This window comes from Nocardiopsis flavescens, assembly GCF_900141985.1.
GTDB lineage: Bacteria > Actinomycetota > Actinomycetes > Streptosporangiales > Streptosporangiaceae > Nocardiopsis > Nocardiopsis flavescens.
In genome coordinates this window covers 45,465-62,522 of the sequence record NZ_FQZK01000007.1, presented here as the reverse complement: position 1 = coordinate 62,522, position 17,058 = coordinate 45,465, and the positions used below count along the sequence as shown (strand labels likewise).

Annotated in this window: 18 protein-coding genes and 1 pseudogene; 17 read left to right on the top strand and 2 right to left on the bottom strand. The window is 70.9% G+C overall.

Going from position 1 to position 17,058, the window contains the following annotated elements:
* The first annotated feature begins 78 nt into the window (after positions 1-78).
* The 16 genes and pseudogenes from prfA to BUE45_RS13660 all read left to right on the top strand — a co-directional run bounded on the left by prfA (position 79) and on the right by BUE45_RS13660 (position 13,839).
* Positions 79-1,149 (top strand): peptide chain release factor 1, encoded by a 1,071-nt coding sequence (gene prfA, locus BUE45_RS13735; RefSeq protein WP_073379709.1) that lies wholly within the window; start codon positions 79-81, stop codon positions 1,147-1,149.
* Positions 1,146-2,009: a peptide chain release factor N(5)-glutamine methyltransferase gene (gene prmC, locus BUE45_RS13730; protein ID WP_073379708.1), complete on the top strand. Its 864-nt coding sequence runs from the start codon at positions 1,146-1,148 to the stop codon at positions 2,007-2,009. The genes prfA and prmC overlap by 4 nt, the downstream gene beginning before the upstream one ends.
* A 71-nt stretch (positions 2,010-2,080) precedes the next feature.
* Positions 2,081-2,860 (top strand): annotated as a pseudogene (locus BUE45_RS13725) (L-threonylcarbamoyladenylate synthase); the annotation flags it as partial.
* 251 nt (positions 2,861-3,111) lie between these two features.
* The gene (locus tag BUE45_RS13720) at positions 3,112-4,263 is read left to right on the top strand and encodes an MraY family glycosyltransferase (RefSeq protein ID WP_073379707.1); all 1,152 of its coding nucleotides are present in this window, start codon (positions 3,112-3,114) and stop codon (positions 4,261-4,263) included.
* A gap of 233 nt (positions 4,264-4,496) precedes the next feature.
* On the top strand, positions 4,497-4,919 hold the full coding sequence (locus BUE45_RS13715) for a Cg1360 family ATP-synthase-associated protein (RefSeq protein WP_073379706.1): 423 nt from the start codon (positions 4,497-4,499) through the stop codon (positions 4,917-4,919).
* Positions 4,920-5,024: 105 nt separating this feature from the next.
* Positions 5,025-5,252 carry an AtpZ/AtpI family protein gene (locus BUE45_RS13710; RefSeq protein ID WP_073379705.1) on the top strand — a complete coding sequence of 76 codons (228 nt, stop codon included), beginning with the start codon at positions 5,025-5,027 and terminating at the stop codon, positions 5,250-5,252.
* A gap of 111 nt (positions 5,253-5,363) precedes the next feature.
* Positions 5,364-6,194, top strand: a complete 831-nt coding sequence (gene atpB / locus BUE45_RS13705; RefSeq protein ID WP_073379704.1) for a F0F1 ATP synthase subunit A — start codon at positions 5,364-5,366, stop codon at positions 6,192-6,194.
* Between the two features lie 127 nt (positions 6,195-6,321).
* On the top strand, positions 6,322-6,540 hold the full coding sequence (gene atpE / locus BUE45_RS13700; RefSeq protein ID WP_073379703.1) for an ATP synthase F0 subunit C: 219 nt from the start codon (positions 6,322-6,324) through the stop codon (positions 6,538-6,540).
* Positions 6,541-6,594: 54 nt separating this feature from the next.
* A complete protein-coding gene (locus BUE45_RS13695; RefSeq protein WP_178378542.1) occupies positions 6,595-7,137 on the top strand; it encodes a F0F1 ATP synthase subunit B in 543 nt (180 codons plus the stop codon).
* Positions 7,137-7,961 (top strand): F0F1 ATP synthase subunit delta, encoded by an 825-nt coding sequence (locus BUE45_RS13690; RefSeq protein ID WP_073379701.1) that lies wholly within the window; start codon positions 7,137-7,139, stop codon positions 7,959-7,961. The genes BUE45_RS13695 and BUE45_RS13690 overlap by 1 nt, the downstream gene beginning before the upstream one ends.
* A 65-nt stretch (positions 7,962-8,026) precedes the next feature.
* Complete coding sequence (gene atpA, locus BUE45_RS13685; RefSeq protein WP_073379700.1) at positions 8,027-9,667, top strand: F0F1 ATP synthase subunit alpha; 1,641 nt, start codon at positions 8,027-8,029, stop codon at positions 9,665-9,667.
* Positions 9,668-9,670: 3 nt separating this feature from the next.
* Entirely contained in the window at positions 9,671-10,591 is a 921-nt protein-coding gene (locus BUE45_RS13680) for a F0F1 ATP synthase subunit gamma (RefSeq protein ID WP_073379699.1), read from the top strand.
* Positions 10,592-10,596: 5 nt separating this feature from the next.
* Positions 10,597-12,039: a F0F1 ATP synthase subunit beta gene (atpD, locus tag BUE45_RS13675; protein ID WP_073379698.1), complete on the top strand. Its 1,443-nt coding sequence runs from the start codon at positions 10,597-10,599 to the stop codon at positions 12,037-12,039.
* A 126-nt stretch (positions 12,040-12,165) separates the two neighbouring features.
* Positions 12,166-12,555, top strand: a complete 390-nt coding sequence (locus tag BUE45_RS13670; protein ID WP_073379697.1) for a F0F1 ATP synthase subunit epsilon — start codon at positions 12,166-12,168, stop codon at positions 12,553-12,555.
* A 212-nt stretch (positions 12,556-12,767) separates the two neighbouring features.
* Positions 12,768-13,220 (top strand): DUF2550 domain-containing protein, encoded by a 453-nt coding sequence (locus BUE45_RS13665; protein WP_073379696.1) that lies wholly within the window; start codon positions 12,768-12,770, stop codon positions 13,218-13,220.
* 103 nt (positions 13,221-13,323) lie between these two features.
* The gene (locus BUE45_RS13660; RefSeq protein WP_073379695.1) at positions 13,324-13,839 is read left to right on the top strand and encodes a hypothetical protein; all 516 of its coding nucleotides are present in this window, start codon (positions 13,324-13,326) and stop codon (positions 13,837-13,839) included.
* Positions 13,840-13,885: 46 nt separating this feature from the next.
* On the opposite strand, the gene BUE45_RS13655 is transcribed toward BUE45_RS13660, so the two are convergent.
* Positions 13,886-14,482, bottom strand: coding sequence for a cob(I)yrinic acid a,c-diamide adenosyltransferase (locus BUE45_RS13655; RefSeq protein ID WP_073379693.1), 597 nt, complete (start codon positions 14,480-14,482; stop codon positions 13,886-13,888).
* A 73-nt stretch (positions 14,483-14,555) separates the two neighbouring features.
* Here BUE45_RS13655 and BUE45_RS13650 point away from each other — a divergent pair, with 73 nt between their 5' ends.
* Positions 14,556-15,188, top strand: a complete 633-nt coding sequence (locus tag BUE45_RS13650) for a class I SAM-dependent DNA methyltransferase (RefSeq protein ID WP_073379691.1) — start codon at positions 14,556-14,558, stop codon at positions 15,186-15,188.
* Positions 15,189-15,446: 258 nt separating this feature from the next.
* On the opposite strand, the gene BUE45_RS13645 is transcribed toward BUE45_RS13650, so the two are convergent.
* Positions 15,447-16,976, bottom strand: a complete 1,530-nt coding sequence (locus BUE45_RS13645; protein WP_073379871.1) for a M20/M25/M40 family metallo-hydrolase — start codon at positions 16,974-16,976, stop codon at positions 15,447-15,449.
* Positions 16,977-17,058: the final 82 nt, after the last annotated feature.

Sequence of the window (17,058 nt, the reverse complement as noted above, 5' to 3'; positions counted from 1 at the left end):
CCCGGCGCCGCGGGACCCACGGCCCCCGCGGGGGCGACACGGCAGGCGAGGCACGCGAATCAAGACGGGGTGGCACAAGTGAAGCTGGACGACCTCCTGGGGGAGTACTACGAGCTGGAGCAGCAGCTCGCGGACCCGGAGGTGCACGCCGACCAGGGCCGGGCGCGCACGCTGGGCAAGCGCTACGCGCAGCTCACCCCCATCATCGAGACCTACCGCGCGCTCAAGGCGACCGAGAGCGACATCGAGGCCGCCCGCGAACTCGCCGCCGAGGACTCCTCCTTCGCCGAGGAGGCCGAGCGCCTGGCCGCCGACGCCGAGCGCCTCACCGAGCGGCTGCGCGTCCTCCTCGTCCCCCGCGACCCCGCCGACGACAAGAACCTCATCATGGAGGTCAAGGCCGGCGAGGGCGGCGAGGAGTCCGCCCTGTTCGCCTCCGACCTGGTCCGCATGTACCTGCGCTACGCCGAGCGCCAGGGCTGGAAGACCGAGGTCATCGACACCACGCTTTCCGACCTGGGCGGGTACAAGGACATCACGATCGCCTTCAAGAACAAGGGCACCCCCGAGCCGGGGTCCGGCGTCTGGCCGATGCTCAAGTTCGAGGGCGGCGTGCACCGCGTGCAGCGCGTCCCCGTCACGGAGTCGCAGGGCCGCATCCACACCTCCGCCGCCGGCGTGCTGGTGGTCCCCGAGGCCGAGGACATCGAGGTCGAGATCCACGAGAAGGATCTGCGCATCGACGTCTACCGCTCCTCCGGGCCCGGCGGCCAGAGCGTCAACACCACCGACTCCGCGGTGCGCATCACCCACCTGCCCACCGGCATCGTGGCCTCCTGCCAGAACGAGAAGAGCCAGCTCCAGAACAAGGAGCAGGCCATGCGCATCCTGCGCGCCCGCATCTTCGCCGAGGCCCAGGCCAGCGCCGACGCCGAGGCCGCCGCGGAGCGCAAGAGCCAGGTTCGCACCGTGGACCGCTCCGAGCGCGTGCGCACCTACAATTTCCCGGAGAACCGCATCTCCGACCACCGGGTCGGCTACAAGGCCTACAACCTCGACCAGGTCCTCGACGGGGAACTGGACGGCGTCGTCAAGGCCCTCGTGGACGCGGACACCAAGGAGAGGCTCGAAGCGGCCCAGGGATCATGAACCTTCTTCTCGACGAGGTCGCCCGCGCGACACTGAGGCTCGCGGACGCGGGCGTCGCATCGCCTCGCACGGACGCCGAGGAACTCGCGGCGTTCGTGCACGGTGTCCGTCGAGGGGAACTGCACACGGTCGCCGACACCGACTTCGACGCCCGCTACTGGGAGTGCGTCGCCCGCCGCGAGGCCCGCGAGCCCCTCCAGCACATCACCGGGCGCGCCTACTTCCGCTACCTCGAACTCCGGGTCGGACCGGGGGTGTTCGTCCCCCGCCCCGAGACCGAGATCATGGTCGACTGGGCCATCGAGACGCTGCGCTCCATGGACGTCGCCGACCCCCTGGTCGTGGACCTGGGGGCCGGATCGGGCGCCATCGCCATCTCCATCGCCCAGGAGGTCCCGCGCTCGCGGGTGCACACCGTGGAGATCGACCCGGTCGCCCTGGGGTGGACCCGGCGCAACATCGACGCCTGCGGCCACGCCGACCGGGTGACCCTGCACCACGGCGACATGCGCACCGCGCTGCCCGAGCTCGACGGCCGGGTGGACCTGCTCATCAGCAACCCGCCGTACGTGCCCACGCGGGAGGCCGACGGCATCCCCCCCGAGGTGCGCAACTTCGACCCTTCCCCCGCCCTGTGGTCGGGCGAGGACGGCCTGGACATGATCCGCGACCTGGAGGCGGTCGGCCGCAGGCTCCTGCGCCCCGGCGGAGCCATGGCCGTGGAGCACCACGACGGCCAGGGCATCGACATCCCCTGGCTGTTCCCCGAGGACCGGGGCTGGCGCGACGTCCTCAACCGCAAGGATTTGGCCAGGCGTGACCGCTTCGTGGTCATGCGCCGGGCCGACCACGAGAACTGACCCCGGTCGTCCCTACCCCGCCCCGGACCGGCACCGCCCGGTCCGCCCGTTCGAGAACGAGGTGAACGCAGGTGAGCCGCATCTACGACTGCGCGGACGAGACCGCCCGCAAGGACGGCATCGCCGACGCCGCGTCCGCGGTCCGCCGAGGCGAGCTGGTCGTGCTGCCCACGGACACCGTGTACGGCATCGGCGCCGACGCCTTCAACCCCAAGGCCGTGGCGGGCCTGCTGGCGGCCAAGGGCCGGGGCCGCGAGATGCCCCCGCCCGTGCTGGTCGGCTCGACCCGCGCGGCGATGGCCCTCGTGGACGACCTCGGCCGGTTCGGCCGCGACCTCATGGACGAGTTCTGGCCCGGCCCGCTCACCCTCGTGTGCGCCGCCACCCCCAGCCTGTCCTGGGACCTGGGCGACACCAAGGGCACCGTCGCGGTGCGCATGCCCATGGACCAGGTCGCCCTGGACCTGCTCCGGGAGACGGGCCCGATGGCGGTCAGCAGCGCCAACAAGTCGGGCAGCCCGGCGGCGACCGAGGCCGCCGACGCCGTCGCGCAGCTGGGCGAGGAGGACATCGCCGTCTACCTCGACGGCGGGGCGACGGAGTCGTCGGTGCCCTCCACGATCGTCGACCTGACCTACGCGGTGCCGCGGGTGCTGCGCAGCGGTGCCATCTCCATCGAGCGGCTGCGCGAGGTGTGCGGCACCGTCATCGGCGAGCTGCGCAAGGGCCCGGCCCGGCCCAAGGCCGGCACCGCGCCCGCCGGGGGCTCCGCCCCGGCGGGGGAGTCCCCGACCGCGGACACCGCTGCGGACACCGCCCCGGCCGCCGAGGCGCCCGCCCCCGCGGGTGAGGCCCCCGTCCCCGACCCGGACCGGCCCGTCGACGGTGCGCCCGCCGAGGGCGCCGCTCCGGCGGAGGCCCCCGCCACCGACCCGGCCACCGGCGCACCTGCGCCCGGCGCGGCCGACGGGGCGGACACGGCCGCGGACGCCGCACCCGCCGACAAGGCCCCCGCCGACGACGGCGCGCGGACCTCCGAGGCACCCGACCGCGACTGACCGGTCCCCGGCAGCCCCCCGCTCAGAGACAGAAGGGCCAGGCAGTGCGGGAGTACGCGCTCACCTTCATCATCGCCGCCGCGGTGACGTACCTGCTCGTTCCGCTGGTGCGCAAGTTCGCGATCGCCTTCGGCGCCACCCCGCCGGTGCGCGACCGCGACGTGCACACCGAACCCATCCCCCGGCTGGGCGGACTCGCCATCTACGGCGGGTTCGCGGTCGCCCTGCTGCTCTCGGCCCAGCTGCCGCACCTGCAGAACGTGTTCGTCGCCGACACCTGGATCGGCCTGCTGCTGGCGGGCGGCCTCATCACGGTCATCGGCGTCATCGACGACCGTTGGGGGATGGGCCCGGTCAGCAAGCTCGCCGGCCAGGTCGCCGCGGCGGGCATCCTCGTCGCCAAGGGCGTGCAGCTGCTCTGGCTGCCGCTGCCCGGCACCCAGCTCTCGCTCGGCCCCTGGCTGGGCGCGCTGGTCTCGGTGCTGCTCATCGTGGTGACCATCAACGCGGTCAACTTCGCCGACGGCCTGGACGGCCTGGCCGCGGGCATCGTCGGCATCTCGGCCCTGGCCTTCTTCGCCTACTACTACGTGGTGGCGGTGGAACAGGGGTTCGTCCGCCAGTCGTACCCGGCGATGATCGCGATCATCCTCGCCGGCGCCTGCGTCGGGTTCCTCTGCCACAACTTCCACCCCGCCAAGGTGTTCATGGGCGACACCGGCTCCATGCTGCTGGGCCTGCTGCTCACCTCCATCACCATCACGGTGACCGGCCAGTTCGACGCCAACACCGCCCGCGAGGAGTTCAACTCCGGACTGGTGGTGTTCCTGCCCATCGCGCTGCCGCTGCTCGTCATCGCCCTGCCGCTGGCCGACCTGGTCCTGGCGGTACTGCGCCGCACCCTGGCCGGGAAGTCCCCGTTCGCCCCGGACCGCGGCCACCTGCACCACCGGCTGCTCGACATGGGCCACAGCCACGTGCGCGCCGTCCTGCTGATGTACCTGTGGGCGGGGATCGTGGCCTTCGCCGCGGTGGCCCTGTCGGTGTTCGACTCCGCGTTCGTGGTGCTGACGGTGACGGCCCTGGTGGCCGTCTGCGCGGTCGGCCTCATCGCCCTGCCCCGGCTGCGCCGGCGCGGCCTGCTGCCCTGGGACCGGCCGCTCGGCGCCCGTTCCGCGGACGATGTGAAACGGTGAGGGGACTGTGACCTCGGAGAGGGGTCCAAGGGCCTTTTCGGTGCGGGGCGCCCGGGGCCCCGGTGCTGGCCGTGAAGGGTGTGGCCAAGGTGACACAAGGCCTGAAAAACGGGCGGAGCGGGTGTTTCCCAAGGCGTTAAGGTCGCGTTAAGGAACCCCCGGATTCAGCACCGAAAACCTTGTGATAGCTTTCACGAGCAGGCCCGACCCACTGATTCCCACGGAGCTTCGTCATGCAGGAACACGACGCCCGGATCCTCCGCGGCGCCGCGCTTCCCAGCGCCGCGTGCGGAGCCCTGGCCATCGCGGTGTCCGCACTGTTCGCCGGTACGGCGGGTGCGCTGAGCTCGGCCCTCGGGGTCGCCATCGTCCTCGCCTGCTTCGGCCTGGGGCAGTGGGCCGTCCTCCTCGTCACGCGTCGCAACCCCGACCTGTTCCTCGCCGCCAGCCTGGGCGGGTTCGTCGTCAAGACGGCCGTGCTCGGAGTGCTGCTGGTGACGCTGGGACGCAGCCCCCTGATGGCGGGCCTGAACAGCGACGCCTTCGTGTACAGCTCGCTCGCCGTGGTCGTGGTCTGGCTGGGCGGGCAGGTCCACGCGACCTCCAAAGCGAAGATCCTGCACGTGGACCCCTCCGAGGAGTCGGAGAGCACGTGATGAGGCACCCTCGCGAAGCCCTGCCGGCCGGGGGCACTAGACTTGAACCCGGTAGGCGGGTGAACAGACCCCCGAAACCTTCCCCACGTCGCACCCCGGAGCGAGATGAGCGTCGAGCCGAGCAAGCAGGCCAGCGGAGGCGCCGGCATGCCCAGCGAATCCGACGGCTGGAAGCTCTTCTCCACCCTCATCGCGGGTGTCCTGGTGTGGGGAGGGATCGGCTGGGGCCTGGACGAGCTTTTAGGCTTTCGGGCGCTCTTCCTGCCCATCGGATCGGTGCTCGGCGTGGCCGGTGCCGTGTACCTGATCGTCGTCAAGACACGTCAGGTCTGAACTCTTCCGCAAGGGTGACGTCGCTGCGGTCCCCCGCCCGGCCGACCCCTGTCACAACCATCAACGAGGCTTTCTTGCGTCACGACGAAAGGATTCGCCGTGAGTGCTGACGTGCGCATTCTCGCGGCCGAAGAGGGTTGCCACCTCTTCGGAGACAACGGTTGCGGGTTCGAGGCTCCCACCGTCGGGATGTTCTTCCCCGAGCCGTGGTATGGCGGCATTCCCGGCAGTGCGGGCATCGACCTGTACATGGTCCTGCTGCTCATCGCGGTCGGCGCCACCCTGCTCCTGTGGTCGTGGTTCAGCAAGAAGCTGAGCCTCGTCCCCGGGCGCAGGCAGAGCGTCGGAGAGATGCTCGTGCTCTTCATCCGGGACCAGATCTCCCGCCCGATCATGGGTGCCAAGGGCGACCGCTTCCTCCCGTTCTTGACGGCGATCTTCTCCTTCATCCTGCTGATGAACTTCACGGGCCTGATCCCGGGCCTGCTCCCGGTGAACAGCAACCTGGCCTTCCCCGCCATGCTCTCCCTGGTCATCTACCTGATGACCCTGGTGGTCGGCATGAAGCACCAGGGCGGCTGGGGCTACGTGAAGAACCAGATCTTCCCGCCCGGCATGCCCAAGCCGATCTACGTGCTGGTCACGCCGATCGAGTTCCTCTCGGTCTTCATCATCCGCCCGGTGACGCACGCCCTGCGTCTGTTCGCGACGATGTTCGCGGGCAGCCTGCTGCTGGCCGTGTTCGCCTACGGCGGCTGGTACATGCTCAATCTGACCGCGGGACCGGTGCTCTCCACCGTGTCCGTGCTCTTCTCGGGCGCCGCGCTGGTCGGATACCTCGTCTTCTTCGTCTTCGAGATCCTGATCATGGTGGTCCAGGCGTTCATCTTCACGCTCCTGGCCAGCCTGTACCTCAACCAGTCCCTCGAAGCAGCCCACTAAGGACTCCTCGTTCCTCCCCTCCCCCTCCCTGAGGAACGGGGACGGTTTCGAGGCGTGCAGACCCGTAAACCCCGGCGCACCGATCCAACGCCATAACGTGACGCCGGACGTCGAGTAAGGAAACAGCATGGACATCGCCGCTCTCACCGGCAGCATCAACACCGTTGGTTACGGCATCAGCGTCATCGGCGCCGGCATCGGCGTGGGCCTCGTGTTCGGTATGGGCATGCAGGCGATCGCCCGCCAGCCCGAGGCCCGCGGCCCGCTGCAGATCAACATCTACCTCGGTTTCGCGCTCATCGAGGCCCTCGCCATTCTGGGCTTCGTTCTCGCGTTCGCCGTCTGACCAGTTCCTGTCAACCGTATTGATGGCGACTGACGCGAAGGAGGGCTGACCATGTTGGTGGAGTTGGCAGCCGAGTACAACATTCTGCGGATCGACCCGGTCAAGTTCGGCTTTGGTCTGATCGCACTCGCCGTGGTCTACTTCTTTGTGGCCCGTAAGGCAGTGCCCAAGGTCATGAAGGTCCTCGACGAGCGTCACGACGCCATCGAGGGCGGCATCGAGCGTGCCAAGACCGCCGAGGCCGAGGCCGAGGCGATCCGCCAGCAGTACCGCGAGAAGCTCGAAGAGTCGCACCGCGAGTACGCCCAGGAGCTGGAGAAGGCCAAGGAGCAGCGGGCGGCGATCATCGCCGAGGCGCGCGAAGAGGCACAGGCGGAGGCACGGCGTATCGTCGCGGCCGCCCACGCCCAGATCGAGGCCGACCGGCAGCAGGCGTTCTCGCAGCTCAAGGGTGAGATCGGGGTGCTCTCCACGGAGCTCGCCGGCCGCATCGTCGGCGAGAGCCTCAGTGACAGCGCCGCCCAGAACCGGGTCATCGACCGGTTCCTGGACGAGCTGGAGCGGAGCGAGGGCAAGCAGCAAGCCGAGGTGCGCTGATGCGTGGGACCAGCCGCACGTCGCTGGTCGAGGTGACCCGGCGCCTGGACGAGAACGTCCTGGCGTCGGTCAGCACGACCGGCAGCGGAATCGCCCTCGGCCAGGAGCTGTTCCAGGTGGTGGGCCTCATCACCGCGGAGCACTCGCTCCGCCGCTGGCTCGCCGACCCGGCGAACCCGGCCGAGGCCAAGTCGGGCCTGACCGGGCGGCTCCTGGAGACCAAGGTGTCCCCGTCGGCCGTCCTGGTGGTCGGCGACGTCGTCTCGGCCCGCTGGTCGAGCGGCCGGGACCTCGTGGACGCGCTGGAGCGCATGGCGGTCTACGCGACCGTCGCCTCCCTGCGCAGCGCCGCCGCCCTGGACCGGCTGGAGGACGAGCTGTTCCGCTTCGAGCGGATCGTCTCCTCCCAGCCCCGGCTTCGCGACGCCCTGACCCGTGAGGGCGTCGCTCCGGAGCACAAGACCTCTCTTCTGGAGGAGCTGCTCTCGGGCAAGGCGGACCCCGCGACGATGGTCCTGGTCGGTGAAGCGGTCAACCGCCCCAGGGGACGTAACCTGGAGCGGGCGCTGGAGAACTACGGGCGGATCGTCGCCGAGCGCGCCAAGCGCTACGTCGCGGTCGTCCGCAGCGCCGTCCCCCTGAGCGAGGACCAGCAGTCCCGGCTGGGGGCCGCCCTCACGCGCGCCTACGGCCGCGACATCCACCTGAACACCGAGGTCGCCCCCGAAATCGTGGGTGGCCTGTCCATCCAGGTGGGTGACGAGGTCATCGACGGGACCATCGCCGGGCGTATCGCCGAGGCCCAGCGCCGTCTGGCCGGCTGACAGAACGCAAGGCATGTACGCACGGCGCCGGTCAGGCGCCACTTGAGAGCAAGGACAACGTAGAGATGGCGGAGCTGACGATCCGGCCGGACGAGATCCGGGACGCGCTGCAGCGCTTCGTCCAGTCGTACGAGCCTGAGGCAACCCGCGCGGAAGAGGTCGGTACCGTCACCTACTCCGGTGACGGCATCGCCCGCGTCGGCGGTCTCCCCTCGGCGATGGCGAACGAGCTGCTGAAGTTCGAGGACGGAACCCTGGGCCTGGCCCAGAACCTCGAGATCGGCGAGATCGGTGCCGTTGTACTGGGCGACTTCACCGGTATCGAGGAGGGCCAGAAGGTGCGCCGCACCGGACAGCTCCTCTCGGTCCCGGTGGGCGACAAGTTCCTCGGCCGCGTGGTGGACCCCCTGGGCGCCCCCATCGACGGCAAGGGCGAGATCGAGGCCACCGACCGCCGCGAGCTGGAGCTGCAGGCCGCGACCGTGATGGAGCGCAAGCCCGTCCACGAGCCGCTGCAGACCGGTATCAAGGCGATCGACTCGATGACCCCGATCGGCCGTGGCCAGCGCCAGCTGGTCATCGGCGACCGGCAGACCGGCAAGACCGCGGTCTGCGTCGACGCGATCATCAACCAGAAGGCGAACTGGGAGTCCGGCGACCCCGACAAGCAGGTGCGCTGCATCTACGTCGCGGTCGGCCAGAAGGGCTCGACCATCGCCAGCGTGCGCGGTGCCCTCGAAGAGGCCGGCGCGATGGAGTACACCACCATCGTCGCCGCTCCGGCCTCCGACGCCGCGGGCTTCAAGTACCTCGCCCCCTACACGGGTTCGGCCCTGGGCCAGCACTGGATGTACGAGGGCAAGCACGTCCTCATCGTCTTCGACGACCTGACCAAGCAGGCCGAGGCCTACCGCGCCGTCTCCCTGCTGCTGCGCCGCCCGCCGGGCCGCGAGGCCTACCCGGGCGACGTCTTCTACCTGCACTCCCGCCTCCTGGAGCGCTGCGCCAAGCTCTCCGACGAGCTGGGCAAGGGCTCGCTGACGGCCCTGCCGATCATCGAGACCAAGGCGGGCGACGTCTCGGCGTACATCCCCACCAACGTCATCTCCATCACCGACGGCCAGGTCTTCCTGGACTCCGACCTGTTCAACCAGGGTCAGCGTCCGGCCATCGACGTCGGTATCTCGGTCTCGCGAGTCGGCGGCGCGGCCCAGACCAAGGCGATGAAGAAGGTCTCCGGCACCCTGCGGCTGGGCCTGGCCCAGTACCGCGAGCTGGAGGCGTTCTCCGCGTTCAGCTCCGACCTGGACGCCGTGTCCAAGCAGCAGCTCGCCCGCGGCGCCCGCCTCATGGAGCTGCTCAAGCAGGGCCAGTACTCGCCCTTCGCGATGGAGAAGCAGGTCGTCTCCATCTGGATGGGCACCACCGGCCGCATCGACGACGTCCCGGTCGAGGACGTGCGCCGCTTTGAGGACGACTTCCTGGACTTCCTCGACCGCGAGCACACCGGCGTCCTGGACACCGTCCGCGAGGGCGGGAAGTTCGAGAGCGAGACCGAGCAGGCCCTGGAGGTCGCGCTCGACAAGTTCAAGCAGGGTTTCCAGACCTCCTCCGGCTCCCTGCTGGGCACCGAGGCCGAGTCCGAGGCGCTCGAAGAGGAGAACGTCGGCCAGGAGACCATCAAGGTCGCCAAGGGCGGGAAGTAACCCATGGGTGCACAGCTTCGCGTCTATCGCCGGAGGATCCGCTCGACGAAGTCGATGGCGAAGATCACCCGTGCGATGGAGCTCATCGCCACGACGCGCATCACCAAGGCGCAGCGGGCTGCTGAGGCTGCTGGGCCCTATGCGCGGGAGATCACCAGGGCCGTCTCGGCCCTGGCGAGCCGGGTGTCCGACCACCCTCTGCTGACCGAGGCCGAGAACCCCACCCGCGCCGCCGTCCTGGTGATCACCAGCGACAAGGGCCTGGCGGGAGCCTTCTCGTCCAACGTCCTCAAGGAGGCTGACTCCCTCGCCCGGCTCCTCCAGGAGCAGGGCAAGGAGGTCGTCACCTACATGGTGGGCCGCAAGGGCACCGCCTTCTACAAGTTCCGCGGCCGCACGGTCGAGGACCGGTGGGAGGGCATGACCGAGCGCCCGACCTACGCGCACGCCCAGGAGATCGGCACCGCGCTCATGGAGAGGTTCTCCCGGGACTCCTCCGAGGGCGGCGTCGACGAGATCCACGTGGTCTCGACCGAGTTCGTGTCGATGCTGACCCAGCGCGCGTCCGCCACGCGGGCGCTGCCGCTGGAGGTGGAGGAGGTCGACGCGGAGGAGCTGGCCGAGGCGCACGGCGGGCAGGCGCTGCCGCTGTACGAGTTCGAGCCCTCCGCCGAGGAGGTCCTCGACCAGCTGCTGCCGAAGTACGTGGTGAACCGCATCTACTTCGCCCTCTTGGAATCCGCCGCCTCCCAGCAGGCGTCCCGTCGTGCCGCCATGAAGGCCGCCACCGACAACGCCGAGGACCTCGCCAAGAACCTGACCCGTCTGGCCAACCAGGCACGTCAGGCCGAGATCACCAACGAGATCAGTGAGATTGTCGGCGGTGCCGACGCGCTCTCTGCTGTCAGCGCGGGAAGTGAGTAAGAAAAGTGACTGCGACTGTTGAAGAGACGACCGGGGCTGGCACCGCCACCGGTCGGATCGCCCGGGTCACCGGCCCGGTGGTCGACGTGGAGTTCCCCGTCGGCTCGATCCCTGCCATCTACAACGCCCTGCACACCGATGTGACCGTCGGCGGCGAGACCAAGACCATCACCCTGGAGGTCGCCCAGCACCTGGGTGACAACCTGGTGCGGGCCATCTCGCTGGCCCCGCAGGACGGCCTCGTCCGCGGCGCCGAGGTGCGCGACAGCGGTGAGCCCATCAGCGTGCCCGTCGGCGACATCGTCAAGGGCCACGTGTTCAACACCCTGGGCGAGCCCCTGGACGTGTCCGCCTCGGAGCTGCAGGTCACCGAGCGCTGGCCGATCCACCGCAAGCCCCCGGCGTTCGACCAGCTCGAGTCCAAGACCGAGATGATGGTCACGGGCATCAAGGTCATCGACCTCCTCACCCCGTACGTGCGCGGTGGGAAGATCGGCCTGTTCGGTGGCGCCGGTGTCGGCAAGACCGTGCTGATCCAGGAGATGATCACCCGTATCGCCCGCAACTTCGGCGGTGTGTCCGTGTTCGCCGGCGTCGGCGAGCGCACCCGTGAGGGTACGGACCTCTTCCTGGAGATGGACGAGATGGAGGTCCTCCAGGACACCGCGCTCGTCTTCGGCCAGATGGACGAGCCCCCGGGCACCCGTCTGCGCGTGGCGCTGTCGGCTCTGACGATGGCGGAGTACTTCCGCGACGTCCAGAACCAGGACGTGCTCCTGTTCATCGACAACATCTTCCGTTTCACCCAGGCGGGTTCGGAGGTCTCCACGCTGCTGGGCCGCATGCCCTCGGCCGTGGGCTACCAGCCCAACCTGGCGGACGAGATGGGCCAGCTCCAGGAGCGGATCACCTCGACCCGCGGCCACTCGATCACCTCCATGCAGGCGATCTACGTGCCCGCGGACGACTACACCGACCCGGCTCCGGCGACCACGTTCGCCCACCTGGACGCGACGACCGAGCTCTCCCGCCCGATCTCGCAGAAGGGCATCTACCCGGCGGTGGACCCGCTGGCGTCGACCTCCCGCATCCTCGACCCGCAGTACGTGGGCCAGGAGCACTACCAGGTCGCCCAGCGCGTCAAGGAGATCCTCCAGCGCAACAAGGACCTCCAGGACCAGATCGCCATCCTCGGTATGGACGAGCTGTCCGAAGAGGACAAGATCATCGTCAACCGCGCCCGCCGCATCGAGCGCTTCCTGTCGCAGAACATGTTCGTGGCGGAGAAGTTCACCGGCACGCCGGGCGTGTTCGTGCCCCTGGAGGAGACCATCGCCTCCTTCAAGGGCCTGTGCGAGGGCGAGTACGACCACCTGCCCGAGCAGGCCTTCCTCGACGTCGGCAACATCGACATGGTCGTCGAGAAGGCGAAGAAGCTGCAGGGCTAGTACCCCGCGCAGCGTCCGTCGAGGGTGGTGGCGGGCGAGGGGCGGCCGGTCAGTCGTGGGTCGGGGCGGCCGTCCGCAAGGACGGCCGCCCCGACCGCCCCACCCGCTAGCCGAGGAGTTCAGGCAGTGTCGAAGAAGCTTTTCGTTGAGATCGTCTCGCCCGAGCAGGAGGTTTGGGCAGGCGAGGGCGACATGGTCATCGCCAAGACCGTCGAGGGTGAGATCGGTGTCCTGCCGAACCACATCCCGGTGCTCTCGCTGCTCGCCGAGGACGCGGTCGTCCGGGTGCTGGGCGCCCGGGAGAACGGCGAGGTCCGCGCCGCCGCCCACGGCGGGTTCATCTCGGTGTCGGGTGAGGGACGTGTTTCGATCCTCGCCGAGACCGCGGAGCTCGCCGAGGACATCGACGTGGAACGCGCCCGCACCGCGTTGAAGAACGCGTCCGAGGGCGAGGACGCCTCCGCCCTGGGCCGCGCCCGCAGCCGCCTGCGGGCCGCCGGCGAGGACGCCTCCTAGCAGGTGTCCCCTTGAGTCCCCCCTCCGGTCCGTGCCCCGGCGCCCCCGGGCGCGGGAACGGGCCGGAGGGAACGCGGCGGGCGGTGCGGGGGAGTCCGGAGGGTACGGGCTCCCCCGCGCCGGGTCTCCAGGGCCCGCCGGCGCCGCGCCGAACCCCGCCACCACGGCGGAGCACGCGAAGAACAGGCCCTGGCCTCTCGGAACGGGGTGGTATGGAACAGCCGCTGGAATCGCTTCGGTGGGTGTTCGCCGCCCTCGTCCTGTGCGCGGCGGCGGTGGTGCTCGCCGCCCTCCTGCGCCGGCGGGTGATCCTGCGGCGCGGGGGAGCGGTGGAGTGCCACCTGCGCTTCCCGGGAGCCGGGGGGCGCCGGGGGGCCTGGAGGATCGGCCTGTGCCGGTACGGGTCCCTGGGCCTGGACTGGTTCCCCGCGTTTTCGATCAGACCGCGGCCGACGGCGGAGCTGTCGCGCCGCGGTCTCGTCGTCTCCGGGCGCCGTCCGCCCGAGCCGCACGAGCACCTGCCCGCGGACACCACCGTCGTGCTGCTGGCCTGGCCCGCCGGCGGGGGCGGGCCCGAGGCGGAGGTCGCGATGAACGACGCCACCCTCACCGGTTTCCTGTCCTGGGTGGAGTCGCTCCCCCCGGGCACCGACTGGGACTCCTGACCGCGTCCGCGCCCGGCGCCGGACGCCGTCCCCGTGGCCGGGTGCGGCCGGGACCGGTGCGCCGCCGACACCGGGGCGCCCGGGGGTGGCAGGATGCGTTGCCATGGTGGTATCGCGGTTGCGGGGCCTGACCGCCCTCGCCCTACTCAGCCCGTTCCTCGTCTCCTGTCAGCCGACCGGCGGCCATGTCGCCGCGGTCGCCACCGGCCATTTCACGGCCGGGCACAAGTTCCCCGTCGTCATGGTCACCTGGTGCGGGGAGGACCCGCCCCGCCAGATCGACCTCATCGGCGAGAGCCAGCGAAGACACCTGGTGGCCACGCGTGATTTCGAGGGCCGGTCCCTGGAGGTGGACCTGTCCGCCCCCGGCGAGGACTGGAGCATCGTCGGCGGCGACGGCCGCCCCGTCTACCGGATGGGCCCGGAGTCCTCGGACGAGGAGTACCTGCTGGGGGTGGGCAGCGAGGAGGCCGGGCCCGGTGAGGCGGCCGAGCACGACATCGCCGTGCTGCGCTTCACCACCGGCGCCCTGGCCTCCGAGCAGGGCCTGTACGCGAGCGTCTCCGGCGAGGGGGAGGCGGAGTACGCCGACCCCGCCGAGTTCCCGCCCGCCTGTTAGGGGGCGTTCCGCGCCCCCCGGCGGGCCGCCCGGCCCGGGACCGGGCTCAGCGCTCGCCGCCCGGCCGCCACAGGACCTCGTCGCCCTCCCCGGCCATGTACCGGCCCAGGATGAACAGCAGGTCCGAGAGGCGGTTGAGGTACTGCGCGGTGAGCGGGTTGACGCTGTCGCCGTGCTCCTCGACGGCCGCCCACACGCTGCGCTCGGCCCGCCGGGTGACGACCCGCGCGGTGTGCGTCAGCGCCACGGTGGGCGAGCCCCCGGGGAGGATGAAGCTGCGCAGGGTGGGCAGGTCCGCGTTGTAGGCGTCGCAGGCCTCCTCCAGCCGGGTGATGTACTCCGGCAGGACGCGCAGGGGCGGGTACGCGGGGTCCGGGACGATCGGTGTGGAGAGGTCCGCCCCCAGGTCGAACAGCTCGTTCTGGACCCGGGACAGCAGCGCCCGCACGTCGTCGGGCACCTCCCCCAGGGACAGCAGGGTGCCCAGGGCGGCGTTGGCCTCCTCGGTGTCGGCGTAGCCGACGATCCTGGTGTCGTTCTTGCGGGTCCGGCTCATGTCGCCGAGCGCGGTGGTGCCGGCGTCGCCGGTGCGCGTGTAGATCTTGGACAGCACGACCGGCTTGTCCGTGTCCCGTTGAGTCATCCCCCCACCCTAGGGGGACCGGACCGCGGGGCCGGGGCGCGGGCCCGCGGCGGCGGCACTAGCATCGGGCGGCATGAGCGAGACGGAGACGCCGGTCGGTGAGGCCTACGACGCGGTGGTGCGCGAGTACGCGGCCCTGGTGGCCGAGCGGGAGGCCGGCAGGCCGCTGGACCGGGCGCTGTTCCCGGTGTTCGCCGAGCTGGTCCGCGGCGGCGGACCGGTGCTCGACGCCGGGTGCGGCCCCGGGCACCTGACGGCGCGGCTGCGGGCGGCGGGGGTGGACGCGTTCGGGGTGGACCTGTCCCGGGGCATGGTCGACCTGGCCCGGGCCTCCCATCCGGGGGTGCGGTTCGAGCAGGGGGACCTGGCGGACCCGGTCGCGCGGGACGGGACCCTGGGCGGGGTGCTGGCCCACTACTCGGTGATCCACGACCCGCCGGGGCGGCTGCCCGCGACACTGGCGGGCTTCCACCGGATGCTGGCGCCGGGCGGGCTCCTGCTGCTGGCCTTCCAGGCCCACGACGATCCCGGGGTGCTCTCCGAGGCCTTCGACCACCGGGTGGCCACCGCCCACCGCTACTCGCCGGAGCGGGTGGCGGTGCTGGCCGGGGAGGCGGGGTTCACGGAGGCGGCGCGGCTCGTCATCGCGGCGGGGGAGGACGACCAGCGCGGTTTCCCCCAGGCCCACCTGCTCTTCCGGAAATAATCGTCACGGAGGATAACTGTTCGATATCAGGGGGTGAAGGTGATGTGGCTCACTGATACCTTGTGGAGTGAAGGAACTACTCACCGTAGTTCCCGGGCGGTGGCCACGCGCCACACCCGAGCGGAGTCATGAGGGGGGCCGCTCGGGCGGGTGCGGAGGGGGAGACACCGTGAGGGGGCGGCGGGCGTGAAACCGGGGGGTTCACGCCCGCCGCCCCCTCTTCCGCGTGCGTGCTTCAGGCGCGCGGAGGCCTGCGGGTCAGCGGAGCCACTCGTGGCCCAGGCGCGGGAACTCCGCGGCGGCCCGCGAGCTCAGCACCCCGTTGACCGGCAGGGTGCTCGCGGCGAGGAACTCCACGCCGTGCGCGCCCGCGGCGGCCAGCTCGGCCACCGAGTCCCAGTTCACGTTCTCCAGGGTGTCGTCGGGCGTGTGGTAGTACGGGTCGAACTGCTCGCCCGCGGTGCCGCCGTACCATTCCACCTGCTCCTCGGACTTGACCCCGTCGGCGCCGCTGAACAGGCCGCCCGAGGGGATGCCCGCCGCCATGAACGCGGCGTAGTCGCTGCGCCCGCTCAGCACACCCGGCTCGCTGACCTGGCCCTGGGCGGCGAAGTAGTCCTCGAACACCTTCGCGATCGCACCCGAGCCGGACGGCGCGCCCGTCGAGTCCGGCAGCTCCATCCGGCCGTCCAGGACGAACCGGGCGTAGTTGTGCGAGCCGATCATGTCGAAGTTCAGGTACAGGGCGATGTCGTCGACCTCGCCGTCGGTCAGGCCCTCCACGTACTTCGTGGACCCGACCAGCCCCTCCTCCTCGGTGCCCCAGAAGGCGAACCGCACCTTGTTCTTCGGGGCGGCCTGCTCGGCCAGCCGGATCGCGGTCTCCAGCACGAAGGCCGTGCCGGACCCGTTGTCGTTGACGGCCGGGCCGTCCTCGACGCCGTCCAGGTGGGCGCCGACGACCACGACGTTGTCGTCGCGGCCCCCGGGCGTCTGGGCCAGCACGCTGTAGGACGACTCCTCCACCACGGTGGCGTCGACCCTCACCCGCAGCTCCAGGCCCTCGGCCTCCAGCAGCGCGGCGCCCGCGGCACCGGAGACGCCCACGGCCGGGATCTCCGAGGACTCGCCGACCGTCCCCGAGAACACCTCGTCGGCGTTGTTGACCACCAGCGCGGCGGACGCGCCCGCCGCGGCGGCGTTGGCGACCTTCTCGGAGAACGGGCAGGTGCCGCGCACGGTGACCGCGACCGCGCCCTCGGGGAAGCCCGCGAAGTCGTCCGCGGTGCAGCCGCTGTCGGCGCCGTCCGCGCCGACGGCGACCGCGGGCGCGGTCACGTCGCCGGAGACGGAGTACGTCATCGTCAGGAAGTCGGTCCCCTCCTCGTAGGGGACCTCCTGCGGCGCGGTCTGCGCCAGCACCGGGTCGGACTGCTCGCGCCACAGCTCGTAGTCGTACTCGTGGCGGAAGGTCTCGTACCCGGCCCGCTCCAGCTGGTCCTCGACGTACAGGGCCGAGACGTCGTAGCCGGGTGAGTTCGTGGCCCGGTGGCCGCCGTTGTACTCGGCGATCGTGTTCAGGTTCTCCATGTGCGCCCTGACGGCGTCCGCGGTGACCAGTTCGGACAGGCCGGGGGCCGCGGGCTCCCGGGGCACGTTGGGCCGTGCGGGCTTCTCGGGCCGGACCGGGCGCTGGAGCCACTCCGGCGGCTCGACCTCATCGGCGCCGCGTGCCTGCGCGTCGGGGTCCGCGTGGGCCGGGGCGGCCGCGAGGACCCCCGCGGCCATGACCAGTGCGGTGAGGCCGGCGGTCGCCGCCCGTCGTCCGTGGGGTGTGCGCAACGATGTTCCTCCGGTGTGCGGGGGAGTC

Excerpts from the sequence above, each read along its gene's own strand:
- BUE45_RS13650 (WP_073379691.1), top strand. The coding sequence starts at position 14,556 with ATGAGCGAGACGGAGACGCCGGTCGGTGAGGCCTACGACGCGGTGGTG.
- BUE45_RS13680 (WP_073379699.1), top strand. The coding sequence starts at position 9,671 with ATGGGTGCACAGCTTCGCGTCTATCGCCGGAGGATCCGCTCGACGAAG.
- BUE45_RS13660 (WP_073379695.1), top strand. The coding sequence starts at position 13,324 with ATGGTGGTATCGCGGTTGCGGGGCCTGACCGCCCTCGCCCTACTCAGC.
- atpE (WP_073379703.1), top strand. The coding sequence starts at position 6,322 with ATGGACATCGCCGCTCTCACCGGCAGCATCAACACCGTTGGTTACGGC.
- BUE45_RS13690 (WP_073379701.1), top strand. The coding sequence starts at position 7,137 with ATGCGTGGGACCAGCCGCACGTCGCTGGTCGAGGTGACCCGGCGCCTG.
- BUE45_RS13645 (WP_073379871.1), bottom strand. The coding sequence starts at position 16,976 with ATGGCCGCGGGGGTCCTCGCGGCCGCCCCGGCCCACGCGGACCCCGAC.
- prmC (WP_073379708.1), top strand. The coding sequence starts at position 1,146 with ATGAACCTTCTTCTCGACGAGGTCGCCCGCGCGACACTGAGGCTCGCG.
- BUE45_RS13655 (WP_073379693.1), bottom strand. The coding sequence starts at position 14,482 with ATGACTCAACGGGACACGGACAAGCCGGTCGTGCTGTCCAAGATCTAC.
- atpA (WP_073379700.1), top strand. The coding sequence starts at position 8,027 with ATGGCGGAGCTGACGATCCGGCCGGACGAGATCCGGGACGCGCTGCAG.
- BUE45_RS13715 (WP_073379706.1), top strand. The coding sequence starts at position 4,497 with ATGCAGGAACACGACGCCCGGATCCTCCGCGGCGCCGCGCTTCCCAGC.
- BUE45_RS13665 (WP_073379696.1), top strand. The coding sequence starts at position 12,768 with ATGGAACAGCCGCTGGAATCGCTTCGGTGGGTGTTCGCCGCCCTCGTC.
- BUE45_RS13710 (WP_073379705.1), top strand. The coding sequence starts at position 5,025 with ATGAGCGTCGAGCCGAGCAAGCAGGCCAGCGGAGGCGCCGGCATGCCC.